This is a genomic window from Leucobacter sp. NPDC077196 (assembly GCF_040687075.1).
Lineage (GTDB): Bacteria > Actinomycetota > Actinomycetes > Actinomycetales > Microbacteriaceae > Leucobacter.
Genome location: NZ_JBFBML010000001.1, coordinates 716,570 through 733,808, shown reverse-complemented (window position 1 = coordinate 733,808; position 17,239 = coordinate 716,570). Strand labels below are relative to the sequence as shown.

The 17,239-nt window shown below is 67.0% G+C and carries 13 protein-coding genes; 7 read left to right on the top strand and 6 right to left on the bottom strand.

All coding sequences use genetic code 11. The features are described from left to right. Positions 1–127: 127 nt before the first annotated feature. The gene (locus tag AB0O71_RS03470; protein WP_090148195.1) at positions 128–451 is read right to left on the bottom strand and encodes a DUF2469 domain-containing protein; all 324 of its coding nucleotides are present in this window, start codon (positions 449–451) and stop codon (positions 128–130) included. Between the two features lie 109 nt (positions 452–560). Between AB0O71_RS03470 and AB0O71_RS03465 the strand changes: the two genes are divergently transcribed. The 4 genes from AB0O71_RS03465 to AB0O71_RS03450 are packed head-to-tail and all read left to right on the top strand — an operon-like array spanning position 561 to position 7,670. Next, entirely contained in the window at positions 561–1,211 is a 651-nt protein-coding gene (locus AB0O71_RS03465; protein WP_363741995.1) for a hypothetical protein, read from the top strand. Further along, a complete protein-coding gene (locus tag AB0O71_RS03460) occupies positions 1,208–2,800 on the top strand; it encodes a DNA polymerase Y family protein (RefSeq protein WP_363741992.1) in 1,593 nt (530 codons plus the stop codon). Before AB0O71_RS03465 ends, AB0O71_RS03460 begins: the two co-directional genes overlap by 4 nt. Positions 2,801–2,859: 59 nt before the next feature. Beyond that, a complete protein-coding gene (locus AB0O71_RS03455; protein WP_363741989.1) occupies positions 2,860–6,306 on the top strand; it encodes an error-prone DNA polymerase in 3,447 nt (1,148 codons plus the stop codon). A gap of 47 nt (positions 6,307–6,353) precedes the next feature. Then, on the top strand, positions 6,354–7,670 hold the full coding sequence (locus AB0O71_RS03450) for a nicotinate phosphoribosyltransferase (RefSeq protein ID WP_363741985.1): 1,317 nt from the start codon (positions 6,354–6,356) through the stop codon (positions 7,668–7,670). 54 nt (positions 7,671–7,724) lie between these two features. On the opposite strand, the gene AB0O71_RS03445 is transcribed toward AB0O71_RS03450, so the two are convergent. From AB0O71_RS03445 to AB0O71_RS03435, 3 genes are read right to left on the bottom strand one after another with little or no spacing between them, the layout of a single operon-like run. After that, on the bottom strand, positions 7,725–7,997 hold the full coding sequence (locus AB0O71_RS03445; protein ID WP_363741982.1) for a DUF3039 domain-containing protein: 273 nt from the start codon (positions 7,995–7,997) through the stop codon (positions 7,725–7,727). 53 nt (positions 7,998–8,050) lie between these two features. Continuing rightward, the gene (locus AB0O71_RS03440; RefSeq protein ID WP_363741979.1) at positions 8,051–9,622 is read right to left on the bottom strand and encodes a hypothetical protein; all 1,572 of its coding nucleotides are present in this window, start codon (positions 9,620–9,622) and stop codon (positions 8,051–8,053) included. Then, positions 9,592–10,710: an ABC transporter ATP-binding protein gene (locus AB0O71_RS03435; RefSeq protein WP_363741976.1), complete on the bottom strand. Its 1,119-nt coding sequence runs from the start codon at positions 10,708–10,710 to the stop codon at positions 9,592–9,594. The genes AB0O71_RS03440 and AB0O71_RS03435 overlap by 31 nt, the downstream gene beginning before the upstream one ends. A gap of 75 nt (positions 10,711–10,785) precedes the next feature. Here AB0O71_RS03435 and AB0O71_RS03430 point away from each other — a divergent pair, with 75 nt between their 5' ends. Then, positions 10,786–11,574 (top strand): ABC transporter permease, encoded by a 789-nt coding sequence (locus AB0O71_RS03430; protein WP_363741973.1) that lies wholly within the window; start codon positions 10,786–10,788, stop codon positions 11,572–11,574. Position 11,575: 1 nt separating this feature from the next. Continuing rightward, a complete protein-coding gene (locus AB0O71_RS03425) occupies positions 11,576–12,352 on the top strand; it encodes an ABC transporter ATP-binding protein (RefSeq protein WP_363741970.1) in 777 nt (258 codons plus the stop codon). 39 nt (positions 12,353–12,391) lie between these two features. On the opposite strand, the gene AB0O71_RS03420 is transcribed toward AB0O71_RS03425, so the two are convergent. Next, on the bottom strand, positions 12,392–13,624 hold the full coding sequence (locus tag AB0O71_RS03420) for a hypothetical protein (RefSeq protein ID WP_363741968.1): 1,233 nt from the start codon (positions 13,622–13,624) through the stop codon (positions 12,392–12,394). Between the two features lie 76 nt (positions 13,625–13,700). Here AB0O71_RS03420 and AB0O71_RS03415 point away from each other — a divergent pair, with 76 nt between their 5' ends. After that, positions 13,701–14,759, top strand: coding sequence for a glycosyltransferase family 2 protein (locus tag AB0O71_RS03415; protein WP_363741966.1), 1,059 nt, complete (start codon positions 13,701–13,703; stop codon positions 14,757–14,759). Here AB0O71_RS03415 and AB0O71_RS03410 read toward each other — a convergent pair. Next, the gene (locus AB0O71_RS03410) at positions 14,756–17,119 is read right to left on the bottom strand and encodes a CDP-glycerol glycerophosphotransferase family protein (RefSeq protein ID WP_363741964.1); all 2,364 of its coding nucleotides are present in this window, start codon (positions 17,117–17,119) and stop codon (positions 14,756–14,758) included. The two genes, AB0O71_RS03415 and AB0O71_RS03410, sit on opposite strands and share 4 nt — an antisense overlap. Positions 17,120–17,239: the final 120 nt, after the last annotated feature.

The following is a 17,239-nucleotide window of genomic DNA, read 5'->3' as shown; positions in this document are numbered from 1 at the left end:
TGCACCTCCTGGCGTCCCAGCATGGGCTGAAAGGAGGGGCTGCGGAGCGGCTTTACTCGCAATGTGGAGAAGTCGGTGGTGCGCGCTGCACTGCGCACTGTGTGAGCGGAAAACGCTCCTGACGAAGCTACTCGTCGAGCGCGAGCTCTTGCGGCAGGGAGAACTCGCGGGCAGAGAGCTCCTCGACATTGACGTCTTTGAACGTGAGCACCCGCACCGACTTCACGAAGCGATCAGCGCGGTACACGTCCCACACCCAGACATCGGTCATGGAGAGCTCGAAGTAGAAATCGCTTCCCGCGTCCTGACGCTTCAGATCAACATCGTTCGCAAGGTAGAAACGTCGTTCGGTCTCGACGACGTAGCGAAACTGGCTCGCGATGTCGCGGTACTCGCGAAACAGCGACAGTTCGGCTTCGCGCTCGTAATCGTCTAGCTCGTCCTCGTTCATCCCCTCCATCCTACGCCGTCTGCGCAGCGGGATTCGAGCGGTCCGGCCAGCGCGACGCGCCAGCGAATCCGAGATTGACTTATTCGAACATATGTTCGAATATACCTGCATGAACTCCCCCGCGACCGTCCGCTCGCTGCAGCAGCGCATCTCCGAGATGCAGCCGCTGCGGCTCGACGCTCGCGTACTCCCCACATTGGAGGGCTTGCGGCCGCTACTGCCCGGCGGATCACTGCGGATGGGAGCGAGCTATGCCGTACAGGGGTCACGGCAGTTGGCGCTCGCAATGCTCGCAGAGGCATCGGCATCGGGGGCTTGGTGCGGGGTGATCGGCGATCCGTCGTTCGGCGCCGAAGCCGCTGCGGCGCTCGGCATCGCACTCGACCGATGCGTCGTGATTCCGAACCCCGGCGAAGATGCGATGGGACTCACCGGAGCACTCGCCGAAGTGCTCACGGTCGTGCTGTTGACCCCGACCACTCGACCGAGCCCCGGCGAGGCGGAGCGCATCTCAGCACGTCTGCGCGAGCACGACGCCGCATTGGTCGTCGCCGGTGAATGGCCGCGACCCGAATCCACGTGGCGTGTCACTGCGTCGCGGTGGAGTGGCCTGGGTCGCGGTCACGGGGTGCTCGCGAACCGCGAGTTGGTGGTTCAATCGCAGGATCGCCTCGGTGCGAGGCGGCACACCGTGCAGTTCGAGCACGGCGCCGTCGTCGCCCCAGGCACCGCACCGGTCAGACGCCTGGGTCCGCGATGACCGCAGAGCGCACTCTCGTCTTCTGGGTTCCCGATTGGCCCGTGCACGCACTCCTGCGCGACGACGGAGCCGACGGGCTCTCTCCCGACGCCCCGCTCGCGCTCATCGCCAATCGCGTGGTCATCGCCTGTTCAGCAGCTGCGCGCCGGGAGGGCGTCCGCACCGGGCTCAGGGAACGTGAAGCACAGACGCGCTGCCCCGAACTCGCCGTGTACCCGCACCACCCCGAGACCGACGAACGACGGTTCGCCCCCATTGCAGCAGCACTCGAACAGCTCGTGCCCGGCGTCGAGGTGGTGCGTCCCGGGCTCTGCGCCATGCGCGCCCGAGGGCCATCGCGCTACTACGGCGGAGAAGTCCCCGCCGGAGCAGCGGTACTGCGGCTCGCTGACGAGTTGGGTCTTCCCGACACCCGAGTCGGGATCGCGGACGGTCGGTTCACGGCCGAGCAGGTGGCGCGCTCAGCATCGACCGACCCGGGCATATCCGCTCCAGCAGAAGGGCTCCGCATCGTCGAGCCCGGCGCTTCTCCCGCTTTCCTCTCCCCGCTCCCGGTTGCTCGAGCCATGGATGCGAGGCTTGCGGAAACCCTGCAGGGGCTCGGCATACGCACGCTCGGCGCGTTTGCCGCGCTCCCGGAGGATGCAGTTCGCCAGCGTTTTGGACCCCAGGGTCTGGCTGCGCACCGTCGCGCATCTGCCTCCGGAGCCGGTCACGGCGCCGAGGTGCGCCCACGACAACCGGTTCGCGAGCTCTCGGTGGAACTGTCATTCGATACACCGATCGACGCGGCCGACCACCTGGCCTTCGCGTGCAGCGCATTGGCGGAACGGTTCATCGGCGGTCTGACGGAAGACCGCCTGGTGTGCACCGCCTTGCGCGTCGAACTCACCGACGATGTCGGCGCACAGCACGAGCGCGAATGGGCCCATCCGCGGCATTTCACGGCGGCCGACACCGTGGGTCGTATCCGTTGGCAGGCTGCTGCAACGGCACAGCAGACCGAGCGCGGCGGTGCGGGCGTCACGAGAGTGCGCATCACTCCGGTACAGACCGATCATGTCGCAGCTCACGAACCCGGCCTGTGGAGCACGGAGCCCGACGAGCGCGTGCATCACCATCTCAGTCGGGCGCAGAGCCGCCTCGGCCATACAGGTGTCGGAACAGTCGCGCTCGCGGGCGGGCGCCTCCTCTCGGATCGCCAGCGATTTGTTCCTTGGAGCACCACGCGCGTCGAACGCGCACACGCGCGCGCCTCCGCTTCGGGTCCGTGGCCAGGAGCGCTGACCGGCCCGGCGCCCAGCAGCGTATTCCCCGAGGTGATTCCGGCAGCACTTCTCGACACTTCCGGCGCCCCCGTGAACATCGATGCAGACGACCTCCTGTCCGCAGATCCCGCGCGCTTGCGTGTGGCCGCGACCGAGTTCGACGCGCCCGTAGCGGCATGGTCGCCGCCTTGGGCAGTGCGGGAACGGTGGTGGGAGGGGGCTCCCGCTCGCTTCCGCGTGCAGGTGCAGCTCGCCGATGGGGACGCCTGGTTACTGATCTTCAGCACTGGGGTGTGGGCGGCAGAGGGTCGCTACGACTGATTCGCCGATGACTCAAACATCCCGAAACCCTGCCCGATCCATCTGTGTTTGGAGGTCTCATGCGTTGGAGTAATTCTTCGCTCTCATGGAACGAGTTCGAACGACGACTCTCCGGTCGCGCCCCCGACTCGGTCGGCAGCGACGAGGATGCGGGAGCGGCCCCCGCCGAGCCGACCGCCCGTGCTGCGCCGAGCACCGACTCGGTCGTGCCCTATGCCGAGCTCCACGCCCACTCGCACTTCAGCTTTCTCGACGGGGCGTCCTCCCCCGAGCAGCTCATCGACGAGGCCGCCCGCCTGCGACTCTCGGGCATTGCCCTCACCGACCATGATGGTTTCTACGGCGCCGCAGCCTTCGCCGACGCCGCCGACGCTCGTGCTCGACAGTCCCCCGACACGACCCCGCTCACGGTGTACGGCGCCGAACTCTCACTCGGCCTCGATGCGCCTCAACTGGGAGCCGCGGATCCCATGGGCACGCACCTGCTCGTACTCGCCCGCGGTGCGAGCGGCTATCACCGGCTCGCAGCTGCCATCACCGAGGCGCAACTCGGAGGTGGCGAAAAGGGTCGGCCGGTCTACGATCTTGAAGCCCTCGCCGCTGCGGGCGGGCAAGAGTGGGCGATCCTGACCGGCTGCCGCAAGGGCTCCGTGCGCCGCGCCCTCGAAGGGGCTCCCACCCGCGCCGCGGGAGATGCGCAAGCGCTCATCGAGCTCGACCGACTCACCGCGCTCTTCGGGCGCGACAATGTGCACGTCGAACTCAGCCATCACGGGCACCCGGGCGACGATCCACGCAACGACCGGCTCGCCGAACTCGCAGCCGCACTCGGCCTTCCCACACTGGTGACCGGAAACGTGCACTACGCGACCGCAGCCGATGCGCCGCTCGCCGAATCGATGGCGGCGGTGCGGGCACGGCGCAGCCTCGCAGAACTCGATCCGCACCTCCCGGCCTCCGGCGCCGCTCACCTGCGCAGCGGCGCTGCAATGCTGCGACGCTTCGCCAGTTACCCCGATGCCATCGCGCGCACGGTACCGCTCGCCGCAGAACTGGCGTTCCCGCTGCGCGCGGCCCGGCCGCGACTCCCGAGGCTCGACGTGCCAGACGGCCACACGCAGATGAGCTGGCTGCGATCCCTCGTCTGGGAGGGCGCCGAGCGGCGTTACGGCACCGCACTGCCCGAGAGCCATCGATCTCGCATCGAACGCGAGCTCGAAGTCATCGAGCAGAAGGATTTTCCGGGTTACTTCCTGATCGTGCACGACCTCGTTCGCGAAGCACGCAGCAGAGAAATTCTGTGCCAGGGGCGCGGATCGGCGGCGAACTCCGCCGTCTGCTTCGTGCTCGGCATCACGTCGGTCGATTCGATCTTCTACGGGCTCCCGTTCGAGCGCTTCCTCTCGAGCCTGCGCGACGAGGAGCCCGATATCGACGTGGATTTCGATTCCGAACGACGCGAGGAGATCATCCAGTACGTCTACGAGCGTTACGGCCGACGCAATGCTGCGCAGGTCGCGAACGTGATCACGTACCAGCCGAAGGCGGCGATCCGCGACGCCGCGAAGGCGCTCGGATACAGTGCGGGCCAGCAACGCGCGTGGACGCGCGGTCTCGAGCGTCATCGCACCATCGAGGAGGATCCGGAGAGCCCGATTCCGGTCTCCGTGCAACGCCTCGCCCAGGCATTTCAGAAGGCGCCGCGGCATCTCGGCATTCACTCCGGAGGCATGGTGCTCACGGAACGTCCGGTCGGCGAGGTGTGCCCCATTGAGCACGCGCGCATGGAGCACCGCACCGTGCTGCAGTGGGACAAAGAAGGGTGCGAAACCATGGGTCTCGTGAAGTTCGACATGCTCGGACTCGGCATCCTCAGCGCGCTGCGGCACACCTTCGACATCATCGCGCAGTCGACCGGCGAGCAGTGGACCTTCGACACGGTGCCGAAGGAGGAGGCCGGGGTGTACGACATGCTCTGCCGGGCCGACGCCATCGGCGTCTTCCAAGTCGAGAGCCGCGCCCAGCTGAACACGCTTCCCCGGTTACTCCCACGCAGGTTCTACGACCTCGTCATCGAGATCGCACTCATCAGACCCGGCCCGATTCAGGGCGGCGCGGTGCATCCGTATCTCCGGCGCAAGAACGGCCAGGAGGACGTCGTCTACCCGCACCCGAAGCTCGTGCCGGTGCTCGAACGCACGCTCGGCGTACCGCTCTTCCAGGAGCAGCTCATGCAGATGGCGATGACCGTCGGCGGGTGCAGCGGCGAAGACGCGGATCTCCTCCGCCGTTCGATGGGGTCGAAGCGCGGCCAGGAGCGCATCGACAGCCTCAAGGCCAAGCTCTTCGAGGGCATGGCCGCAAACGGCATCACGGGCGACGAGGCGACGCGCATGTACGAGCAGATCGAGGCGTTCGCCGGATTCGGATTCGCCGAAAGCCACTCGATCAGCTTCGCACTGATCGTCTACGTCAGCTCCTGGTGCAAGCTGCACTACCCGGGCGCATTCCTCGCCGGGCTGCTGCGCGCGCAGCCCATGGGGTTCTACAACGCGCGATCCCTCACCGAGGATGCGCGCAGACACGGTGTCGAAGTTCGCCCGCCCGATGTGCAGCGTTCGGAGACGCTCTCGACGCTCGAGCCGCTCGAGCCGTCAGAGCCGTTCGCATCCGCAAGCGACGCTGCGCAGGATCGCCGACCCCCGACCGGCTCCGAAGATTGCCTGGCATCTCACCACCCGGACCCCGGCCCGTTCGTGCGCGACTCCCCCGACACGAGCGCCCTGCACCGCAGAGACGGCGCGTTCGCAGTGCGGCTCGGCCTCACCGAAGTCCGCGGTATCGAACGCGACACCGCGGAACGCATTGCCCGCGCTCGCACTGAAGCCCCGTTTCGCGACCTCGCCGACCTCGCTCGACGAGCCGATCTCGATCGCACGCGCCTGGAGGCGCTCGCGGCCGCCGGCGCCTGTGAAAGCCTCGGGCTCGACCGCCGCGAGGCGCTCTGGGCGGCCGCCCCCGCCTCCGACAACCGCGAACGGTTCCTTCCCGGCATCGCGGTGCACGTGCAGCCGCCGCTGCTTCCCGTCCTCAGCACCGCTGAACAGACTGCACTCGACCTCTGGACGACCGGCGTCGCCACCGGGACGCACCCGCTCGCACTCCTGCGCGACGGGCTCGACGTGCGCGGCATCATCCGCTCCGATCGCACGCGGCACACGCCACAGGGATCGGTTGTGGAAGTGGCGGGTCTTGTCACGCACCGGCAGCGGCCCGGCACCGCAAGCGGAATCACGTTCCTGACGCTCGAAGACGAGTCGGGCACGGTCAACATCGTCACCTGGGCGCAGGTCTGGGCGCGCAACCGACTCGTCGCCCGGGCGTCACCCGCGCTCATCATCCGCGGCGTGCTCGAACGGTCGCCCGAGGGCGTGGTCAACGTGATCGCGCAGACGTTCGAGCCGCTCGCCGCCCCGATCGGTGTGAACTCCCGCGATTTCCGCTGATCGACGCCCGCCCGCGCCGCCGATGGCCGACCGACTAAGCTGACTGCGTGCATACCTCGACGGCGCTGCTCACCGATCACTACGAGCTGACCATGGTCGATGCGGCGCTGCAAGCGGGTACCGCACACCGACGCAGCGTATTCGAACTGTTCGCACGAAGGCTCTCCGGGGCTCGTCGCTACGGCGTCGTCGTGGGTACCGGCCGCCTCCTCGAGGCCATCGAGCGCTTCCGTTTCACGGATGCCGAACTCACCTTCTTGCGCGAGCACCAGGTCGTGAGCGCGCCGACGCTCGATTGGCTCGCCGATTTCCGGTTCAGCGGCAATATCTGGGGCTATCCCGAAGGCGAAGTCTTCTTCCCCGGCTCACCGTTGCTCACCGTCGAGTCGAGCTTTGCCGAGGGCGTCCTCCTCGAAACACTCGCACTGAGCATCTTGAACTCCGACTCCGCCGTGGCGACCGCTGCCTCGCGCATGGTGCACGCGGCAGCGGGAAAGCCCCTCGCCGAGATGGGCTCACGACGCACGGGTGAGTACAGCGCCGTCGCCGCCGCGCGCGCCGCCTACATCGCCGGCTTCTCAGCAACATCCAACCTCGAGGCCGGTCGCAGCTACGGCATCCCCACGATGGGCACGGCGGCACACAGTTTCACGCTACTGCACGAGACCGAGCGGGCCGCATTCGCAGCGCAGGTCGCGGCGCTCGGCACCGGAACGACCCTCCTCGTCGACACCTACGACATCGACCAGGGGGTGCGCACGGCTATCGAGGTCGCCGGCACCGATCTCGGAGCCGTGCGCATCGACTCGGGCGACCTCCCCGTCGTCGTGCGGCGCGTACGGCACTTGCTCGACGACCTCGGCGCCACCCGCACGCGCATCACCGTGACGAACGACCTCGACGAGCACACCGTTGCCACCCTCGCAGCCGCCCCGGTCGACAGCTTCGGTGTCGGCACCTCGGTGGTCGTGGGCTCCGGAACGCCGACCATGGGCATGGTCTACAAACTCGTCGCACACGAGGATGCATCCGGAGCGTGGGTGTCAGTGGCGAAGAAGTCGGCGGAGAAAGCCTCGGTCGGCGGGCGCAAGAGCGTTCGTCGCGCACTCACCGCCACCGGCGTCGCCACTGCAGAGCTCGTACTGCTCGGCGACGGACCTGGAGGCACGAGCGAAGGTGCGGATGCGGATGGTCGAACCGTGCTGCAACCGCTCGTCGTCGATGGCACGATCCAGCCCGGGCACACCGGGCATGACGGCATCATCGCCGCTCGCGAGCGTCACCGCGTCAGTGTCGCAGAGCTGCCACCGGTCGCCATGAGCCTGACGCGCGGCGATCCCGCGATTCCCACCGAGTACCGCTAATCGATCACTGATCTCTCGAACTCGCTCCCCCAGCGACGCTCGACCGCGCCCGGGCTACTTGCGCATCTGCTCGTAGACCTTCTTGCAATCGGGGCACACCGGAAACTTCTCGGGATCACGCGACGGCGTCCACTTCTTGCCGCAGAGCGCGCGTACGGGCTTGCCCGTGACCGCGGACTCCATGATCTTCTCCTTCGGGACGTAGTGCGAGAACCGTTCGTGGTCTCCGTCCTCGATCTGCGAATCCTCGAGCAGTTGTTCGAGTTCGCGGTCGAGGACGTCGGTGCCCCCAGCGGTGTCGGAATCGTTGCGCGTGAAGATGCCCATGAATTCAGTCTACTCCGCGAATTCTTCCGCGAATTCCTCCGCAACCGGCGAACTCAGTCGAACACCTGCGTCACCGCAATCAGCTCGGGCCCACTGCGATCGAAGAGCCATCCACCGATCACGACGCCGAGCGTCAGCACCACGAGACCGTAACCGATTCCGAAGCCGAGCGCCCACATGTTCGCGGTGAACTCGACATCGAGAATGGCGCTGACGGCGAACCAGACCGGCGGCACGGCGAGTGCCAGGGCGAGAATCATCGCGATGGTCTGCGCGAGTCCCGATCCGGATCCTGATCCCTGCGGCTGCACGAACGGGCTGTCACCGGGGCGCGTTGCCGGATAGGGCGTCAGCACAGAGAAGACGCACGACACAGCGCATGCGACGAGCAGCACGCCGATGTTCATCCCGACGATTGCGGGGAGGATCCGCCAATCTCCGACAATCGTGACGGTGACGCTCGATCCGATCACAGCAAGCGGCAGGCCGATCATGAGCACCGGTGCGAGGCGCCCGGCTCGATCGGAGCGGCCACGAGTGCCGCTCGCGACATGCTCCCAGATCGCGGTCGAGTCCATCGCGATGTCGTTGTGCTGCGACCAGCCGAGGAGGAGGAGCATGACCGGGAGCGGCACGATCGCGAGCGACGCGAGCGGCGCTCCGGCCACCCAGAACGCCAGCAGCATGAAGAGCGGTGCGAGCGGAATGGCGAACAGCGCCACACGGTACCGAGGATCGCGCGCCCAGTACGTGAGCTGGCGTGCAGCGATCACCTGCGCGGGTCGTGCCGGGAATCGCTCGAACCAACCGAGGCCGCTGCGCGCCACGCCGGGCGAGAGCGGACGTTCGATGCGCCGATTCGAGACGGCGACGAGTGGAAACCAGATCACGAGAAGCACGACGATCGCACCGGCAACAATCGCCAAGAACGTACCCGCGGCGTCGACGTCTCCTGCCGCAGCCGCCTCGACTGCAGCGAAGGGCGCACCGAACGGGGTCCAGGCGAGCCGATCAGCGACCTGCTCTGCGGCGTCGAAACCACCGGGCGCGAACACCGTGGCGCCGGCGAACACCGCGAGCGGCAGAAGCGCGACGATGAGCACGACTCCTGCGGTGCGCAGAGCGCCCGCGAAACGTTCACCCGCGAGCAAGCGGGAGATGAGGGAAGTGACACGGGCGCTCGTCACTGCGAAGAGCGCAGCCAGCACGAACGCCACAGGAGCGGCCCATCCAGGCTCGTGCCACTCGGGGCGGACCGCCACGAGCGCACCGAGCCAGATGACCAGCAGCGCGAACGGCCAGGTGACGACGGTCGACAGCAGCAGGCTCGCCGCGATTGCCCCAGGTGCGGCCGGGTACTGCACCAGCTGCCTGGGCTCGAGCATGCGACGGTTCTCGAAGAACGGAACCGCGAACACTCCGAGCAGGATCGCCGCACCGATGATCAGATCGACGACCGAGCGTTCGCGCGCGTCACGGACGAGTACCGTCGGTGCGAATGCGAGCAGCGCGGCAGCAGCAGCCAGAAGCGCGTAGAGCAGCGTAGTGCGCAGAGCTTTTCCGAACGAGCCGCGGAATCCGCCGCCGAGCAGAGCTACTCGGAGTCGGAAGAGCCGGAAAGCCACTCGAGCCCCTTCCTCGCGTCGCTCGCACCCGTCAGCTGCACGAATCGTTCCTCGAGGCTGAGACCATCGCGTACGGCATCTACTGTGCCCTGCGCGATGACACTACCGTCGACAATGATCGAGACGTGGTCGCACACGCGCTGGATGAGATCGAGACTGTGGCTCGACATCACCACGCTGCCGCCGCCGGAGACGTACTTCTCGAGAATCTCCGTCACGTTCGCCGCTGACACCGGGTCGATGGCCTCGAACGGCTCGTCGAGCACCAGCACCTCAGGGGCATGGATCATGGAGCAGGCCAGGGCGATCTTCTTCTGCATACCGGCCGAGTAATCGGACACGAGTCGCCCCAGCGCGGATTCGAGTCCGAACGCTTCGGCGAGTTCGGCAGAACGCGTCGCGACTGCGGCCTCCGGCACGCCGTGCAGCACGCCGCTGTAGTACAGCAGCTGCGCGCCAGACAGCCGGTCGAACAGACGCAGGCGATCCGGCAGTGTGCCGATCAGCCGCTTCGCAGCCGGACCATCGGTCCAGACGTCGACTCCGCTGACGGTGACCCGCCCGGAGGTGGGCCGGAGCAGACCGCTGATCATCGAGAGCGTGGTCGTTTTTCCGGCGCCGTTCGGACCCACGAAGCCGGTGAACGATCCAGCGTGCACATCGATCGACACGTCTCCGGCCGCGATCAGCGATCCGTAGGTCTTGGTCAGCATCTCCGTCCGCAAGACCACGGGGTTCTGCTCAGCGATGCGGCCGCGCTCGCGAGCACGGACGACCGAGGGCACCGGCACCTCGATGCGGCCGGTACGCGGCGCGCGCGCCGACGTCTCGGGAACCGATTGCACCTGGGGTGCAGCGTCGGGGTGCTGGGCGTCAGCAGACGATCGCGTCTGGGGCGTCGGCTCGTCCTGCTCGACGGGCGCAGCGGGCGCCGACGGAGCCGACGGCCCCCCTGCGGTGCGGCTGGGACGCAGCCGCGACGCACCACCGGTTCCCGTCGGTGTTTCGCCGATCACCGTCTCGTCACTCGGCGTCGACCCCCTCTGGGGTTCGGGCTCGGGCAGGGCAGACGGGGTCACGGGCGGCACGCGTACTAATTTAGCAAAGGTTCGGTGTGCGTCCGTGTGGCCTCGCCGACCGCCGGAAGACGGCAGAATAGCAATGTGACCCCTTCACCTCGTTTTCGAACCCGACGCGTCAGCGCATGGTCGTCGCTCTGGCTGCTGACACGGCGCGATCTCAAGGTGCGCTACGCGACCTCCCTTCTCGGGTACCTCTGGTCGATCCTCGACCCGCTCTTGATGAGCTTGATCTACTGGTTCGTCTTCACCCAAGTGTTCCAGCGGACCGTTGGCGAGCAGCCATACATCGTCTTCCTCCTCACCGCCCTGCTGCCGTGGGTCTGGGTCAACGGTGCGATCTCCGACTCGACGCGAGCGTTCCTGCGCGATGTGAAACTCGTCAGATCCGTCGCGCTCCCGCACTGGATCTGGGTCGGCAGAATCGTGTGCTCCAAGGGAATCGAGTTTCTGCTGAGCCTGCCGGTGCTCATCGCCTTCGCGATACTGAGCCAGGCTCCCGTTGGTTGGGGCATTCTGCTGATGCCCGTCGCCGTACTGCTGCTCGCCGCCCTCACGCTGGGCGTCGGCCTGATCGTCGCGCCGCTCGTCGTCTTCTTCCGCGACCTGGAACGCGCGACGAAGCTGATTCTTCGCGTACTGTTCTACGCCTCGCCCATCATCTACGGCGCTGCCGACCTTCCGGAATTCGCGCGGCCCCTCGCCTGGTTCAATCCGCTCTCGGGCGTATTCGCGCTGTTCCGCGCTGGGTTCTTCCCGGATCAGCTCGACTGGCCGCTCATCGCGGCGTCGACCGCGATGACACTGGTCATCCTGGGAATCGGCATACTCGTATTCCGCCGCACCATCGGTGGCGTATTGAAGGAGTTGTAACGTGACCGCATCGCATCTGGGAAGCACCGAGGCCTCGTCGACCGCAGAGCGGATCATCTCCGTCACCGATCTCGGCGTGCGCTTCCGCCGCAATCGAGGATCGCGCCGCAGTTTCAAGGATCTGTTCTCCGGCCGCGCGCGGCGGGGCCGACCGGGAGACTTCTGGGCCCTGCGCAACGTCTCCTTCGATGTACACACGGGCGAGGCCATCGGCGTCGTCGGGCGCAATGGGCAGGGGAAGTCGACGTTGCTCAAGCTGGTGGCCGGAGTGCTGTTCCCCGATGAGGGCCGCGTCGACGTGAGTGGCGGCGTCGCTCCGCTCATCGAGATCACGGGCGGCTTCGTGGGCGACCTGACCGTGCGCGATAACGTGTGGCTCACCGCCGGGCTCCACGGACTGAGCAAGCGCACCATTGCCGATCGCTTCGACTCCATCATCGAGTTCGCCGGCGCCGAAGACGTCATCGATACGCCGTTCAAGCATCTCTCGAGCGGAATGAAGGTACGCGTCGCCTTCTCCGTCATCTCCCAGCTCGACGAGCCGGTGCTCCTCGTCGACGAAGTACTCGCCGTCGGAGACAAGGCCTTCCGCGCGAAGTGCTACGCGCGCATCGAGCAGATCCTTGCAGAGGGCAAGACGCTGTTCCTCGTCTCGCACAACGAGCGAGACCTCAGGCGCTTCTGCTCGCGCGGGCTCTACCTCGATCGCGGTCGTCTGGTGCTCGACAGCGCGATCGAGGACGTGCTCGATCGGTACAACGCCGACCATCCGGTGTAGGGGCTCGCGGCGCCGGACGGGCCTCCCGCGGAATGAACGTCAGTTGTGCCCGCGCTTGGCGCGTTCGGCGTCGGCGCGGGCGAGCAGATCGCTGATTGCGGCGTGGAATCGTCGCGTGGGCGCACCGGGGGCCGTATCGCCGAAATAGTGCTCCGACCACGTGCCGAGCCGTTCGCGCGCAGCTCGGTCGCCGATCACACGATCGAGCACCGCCGCGATGTCGGGGGTCTCCTCAGCCGTGAGCCATTCGCACACGCTGAGGTATCCGGTTTCGTCGACGGCCGCCTCGGCCGCGGTCGGACGTGTCACCATGAGCGGGCGGCCCGTCGCGAGCCGGTCGTAGACCATCGCCGAGATATCGCAGATCGCGACATCCGGCAGGCTGAGCTGCCACCCGATGCGCGGGCTGGTGTCGTAGACGTGCTGAGCGGTCGCGTCAGCGCGATTTGCCGCCTCGATCATGGCGATGATGCGATCGTTCGCCGCACCGAATTCGCCGTCGACCACCCCGCTCCTCGGATGGGGGCGGTACACGACGCGATGGCGCCCGGTCGCAATGAGGGCGCGCACCAGCGTCTCGCCGTGCGATGCCACCGACCCGTAGCTCGCAGCTGGCCGGTCACCCTCCCAGGTCGGGGCGTAGAACACGACGGTCCGCTCATCCGGCGTGAACGGGGGCGCCCCCGCGAGATGGTCGGCCTGCGGGCGGCCGATCGCCATCGTGCGCGAAGCGACGTCGTAGTTCCAGAGTGCCCGTGACAGCCGCTCGCGTGCGGCGTCGCCGGCGACGAATGCAAAATCGTAGGCCTGGTACTGATTGCTGGTCATGTACATCTTGTCGCTCTCGCCGTGATTGACGAAAACATGCCACCGCTGTCCGTACCGCATCATTTGGAAGTTGCGGGTGTTCTGGTTGACGTACAGGATCACGTCGAGACGCTGCGATTCGATCACTCGCTCGATCTCCGTGACGCGCTGCACGAACTCGACGGCGAGACCGCTCTCCCGCATCAGCTGCCGCGCACCGGAAGCGTTGCGCGCGAGCACGAGCACCGGCCACTCCTGCGAGAGCTGCTGGAGGGGGGCGTACCACTGCCGCATCTGGTAGATGTTCACGTCGCTATCGGCGAAGTACACGCCGATCCTGAACTCCTGCTCGGGGAGCCTCCCCCGCTCCTCGACCAGCTGCCGCAGCTGAAAGTACGCCTGACGCCCCTTGAGCACGCGCTTTCCGAGTCGAAGCGCACGCTTCACATCTTTCGCCAACTGCATCCTGCAAGCCTAACCCGATGCATCGCAGAAGCGCCTGAGCCGCGATGAGGCGGTTGGAATATGGGAGGATCGACCCGTGCATCTCCCCGCCCTGCCCGAGCTTCCGGCTGTGAGCTACGTCATGCCCGTGCTCAACGAGGAGACGTTTCTGGAACGAGCCGTCCGCACGATCCTCTTGCAGGATTACGAGGGCGAGAAAGAGATCGTGCTCGCGCTGGGCCCGTCGACCGATGGGAGCAATAGGATCGCGGCGCAACTCGCTGCAGAGGATTCTCGCGTTCGATTGGTCGAGAATCCCGAACGCGATATTCCCGCCGGGTTGAACCGCGCCATCGCGATGAGCCGCCATCCCGTCATCATTCGCGTCGACGCGCACTCGGAGCTCACTCCCGACTACACCCGCCGCGGCGTCGAGACCCTCGCGGTCGAGGGTGCTGCGAATGTCGGTGGCGTGATGCGCGCCGCCGGCGCCGGCAACGTGCAGCGTGCGATCGCCCGCGGATACAACAGCCCGTACGGGCTCGGCGGCGGCGCATATCACGGAGATGGGGCACCCGGCGAGGCGGAATCCGCGTATCTGGGCATCTTCCGGCGCGAAGCGGTCGATGCAGCCGGCGGATACGATCGCGAAATCCTGCGCGGCGAGGACTGGGAACTGAACCTCCGGATCCGCAGGGCCGGCGGGCTGGTCTGGTTCTCCCCCGCACTCGGAGTCACGTATTGGCCGCGTGCGAGCTTCGCCGATCTGGCTCGTCAGTTCTTCGCGACGGGCACCTGGCGCGCCGTGCTCGTGCGCAAGTACGGTCGAGCGAACCCGTGGCGCTTCTTCGTTCCGGGTGTGCTGGTGCTGGGACTCGCGGCGAGCACGTGCGCCCTCATCCTGTTGAGCACCGGCGTGCTTCCCTGGGCATCGGCCTGGCCGGCGCTGCTAACGCCGATGACCGCCTACCTTCTCGGGATCGGCGTTGCCACCGCACGCATACCGGATCAGCGCGGCGCCCGAGATCGGCTGCTCACTGCTGCAACGCTTGTGACGATGCACGTCAGCTGGGGCGCGGGGTTCCTGCGCGGCATCGTCTTCGGCGGTGGCCGGTTCTTCGGACGCGGCCGTGTCGTGGATCGCTCGCGCGTTTAGAGTGCGCCGCGATCGACGAGCGTGTCGATGACGCGAGTCGCGGCATGTCCATCGTCGTGCGGCACGAAGCGTTCCCGCCAGGCTGCAGCCGCGTGCTCGAAGTCTCGCACCCATCCCGCATCCGGGCCGTGCTCGGCGAGCGCGTGGGCGTGCGCGACGACCTCGTGCCTCGCTTCGAGCAACGGCCCGGGCGCATCGCGCTCGAAATCGAAGGTGAACCCGCGCTCGCGGTCGCGGTAGGCGGCAAGATCCGGCACGAAGAACAGCATGGGGGTGCGCGAGACGGCTGCGTCGAACATGATCGACGAGTAGTCGGTGACGAGCACGTCGGCCGCCAAGATGACGGTGGACACGTCGGGGTGTTGGGATGCGTCGATCACGCGCGCACTCGTACCCGCGTAGCTGCCGAAAGCGTGGGTGCGGGTGTGCCCGCGCGCGACGACCACCCACTCGTCGCCGAGTTCGTCAGCAAGTCGGTGCACATCGAGATCATCGACGAGCGTGACGCCGCGATCCCTCCACGTCGGCGCGTACACGAGCACGCGCTTCCCCTGAGGCACGGCGAGCTCCGACCGGGCGAGGCGAGCGGCGACCGGGTTCACCCCGTCCCCCGCTACCGCCGCAGCGAGACGGTCGTCACGTGGGTATCCGGTCTCCAGAATCTCACCTGTGAACGCGTAGCTCGAGCGGAACTGGGCAGTCGCGTGGGGGTTCTGCGAGAGCAGGAGACTCCAGCGTGCGCTCTCCCGTCGTACCGCGAATCGCGTGCGCAGGCCTACGCTGGGTCTTCCGAGAGCGAGGTGCTTCAGCATCGTCCCGTGCCAGGTCTGCAGCACGGTCTGCCCGCGGCGGCGGCGGAAACCGTAGCGCAGCCAGTCGTTCACGATCAGCAGACGCACGGTTCGACGCGCAGCGAACCACTCGTGACCTCCGACGAGCAGGGGGACCGCGCCGCTCGGCACGACCTGACGTTCGCTCGTCACGCTCCAGTACCGGGTGCGTTCGGGAAACCGTCGTTCGATCTCGCGGTCGAGTGCAAGCGGATTGCAACTGATCTGACGACCGTAGTAACTCTCGAAGAAGATGCCATCGGCGTCGATGAGATCAGCAGCGGGGGTGCGCAAGCGCCGGATCTCCGCGAGCACCCGCTCGGCGGATCTGCCATCCCGATACGTGTGAAAGCGTTGGGCGAGCGCCTGAGCCTCACGAACCAGTGCTCGACGTTCGTTCGGCACTGAGAACGACTCCCAGAGCTGCAGCACTCCCGCCCAATCATGGGCGACGCGGCCGGCCGCGGTCACTTCGAGTGGTTCGTACAATCCCCGCGTGCGTCCGTAGTGCTCGAGGTCAGGTGCAAACCAGAGAATGGGGCGGCCGAGGAGGGCGAAGTCGATCGCGAGCGACGAATAATCGGTGATCACCGCGTCGAACGCTCCGAGCATCGGCGTGATGTCGCGAACCGTCTCGGCGCCCAGCGTGTGCACGCGATCGCCGATCAGCGCTTCATACGCTCCGCTGCCGAGCGGGTGCGATCGAATGACGAGGTGCGCACCGGCACGGGCGAATGCCTCGCGGATGGCGGCGGCTTCCTCCTCCGTCGGAACCGCGGGATCAGCTTCGCCGTCGCGCCATGTCGGCGCATAGAGTACGAGCGCATCGTTCTCGGCGATGCGGGCCCCAGTCCGTTCGAGCAGCGCGCGCACTTCCACGCCGGCTTCGGCTCCTGCCTCCGCACCGAGATGCAGATTGACGAGCGCATCGTCGCGCGGATCGCCCAGCACTCGCACTTTGCCGGGAGCGACGCGAAAGGCCGAGCGAAGACGATCGGCGGCGAGCGGAGAACCAGCGACGTAGAGGTCCACCTGCCGCGATCCGGCTCGATACATGCGCCGCAGCAGCGCGCGAATCATCGGAGGACCGGTCACCGCCGTGGTCACCGGCGAGTCCAGGTGCAGACACTTGAGAGGTGCGCCGTGCCAGAGCTGCACGACGAAGCCGCCGGTGACGCCGAAGCGATTCGCGTCACCCAATCCGTGCGTCACAACGATGTGACCGGCGCGAAGAGTCGTCCAGAATCCCGCGCGCCCACGTCTCATCACCGCTGTGAAGCCCTCGGCCTGCGCTCGATCAGCTTCGTCGGCGTTCGCCACCAACCACGCGATCTCGACGTTCGGCTGCTCCGCGCGGAGCCGACGCGCAACGGCGAGCGCTCCTTCGCCGACGCCTGCACCGCTCCCGAATACCCAGCGTGAGGCGACACGCGGCACGAACCACGACAGCATCCACGACAGCGCATACTTCGGGAGAGCGAGGAGCTTCGAGAGGTTGCCGCTCGCGAAGTCGAATCCGGCGGTACTCATCGATATAACTGTAAGGCATTGGCAGGCCCCAGATCGGCGTCCTCCGCATGCACGAGTGCCGCGGGGATTTCGGTGCGAAACCCCCGCGGCACTCGCTGCTATGCCGAAGCCCGTCCGCTG

Coding starts and splice junctions, on each gene's coding strand:
- AB0O71_RS03470 (WP_090148195.1), bottom strand. CDS start 451: ATGAACGAGGACGAGCTAGACGATTACGAGCGCGAAGCCGAACTGTCG.
- AB0O71_RS03465 (WP_363741995.1), top strand. CDS start 561: ATGAACTCCCCCGCGACCGTCCGCTCGCTGCAGCAGCGCATCTCCGAG.
- AB0O71_RS03460 (WP_363741992.1), top strand. CDS start 1,208: ATGACCGCAGAGCGCACTCTCGTCTTCTGGGTTCCCGATTGGCCCGTG.
- AB0O71_RS03455 (WP_363741989.1), top strand. CDS start 2,860: ATGCGTTGGAGTAATTCTTCGCTCTCATGGAACGAGTTCGAACGACGA.
- AB0O71_RS03445 (WP_363741982.1), bottom strand. CDS start 7,997: ATGGGCATCTTCACGCGCAACGATTCCGACACCGCTGGGGGCACCGAC.
- AB0O71_RS03420 (WP_363741968.1), bottom strand. CDS start 13,624: ATGCAGTTGGCGAAAGATGTGAAGCGTGCGCTTCGACTCGGAAAGCGC.
- AB0O71_RS03410 (WP_363741964.1), bottom strand. CDS start 17,119: ATGAGTACCGCCGGATTCGACTTCGCGAGCGGCAACCTCTCGAAGCTC.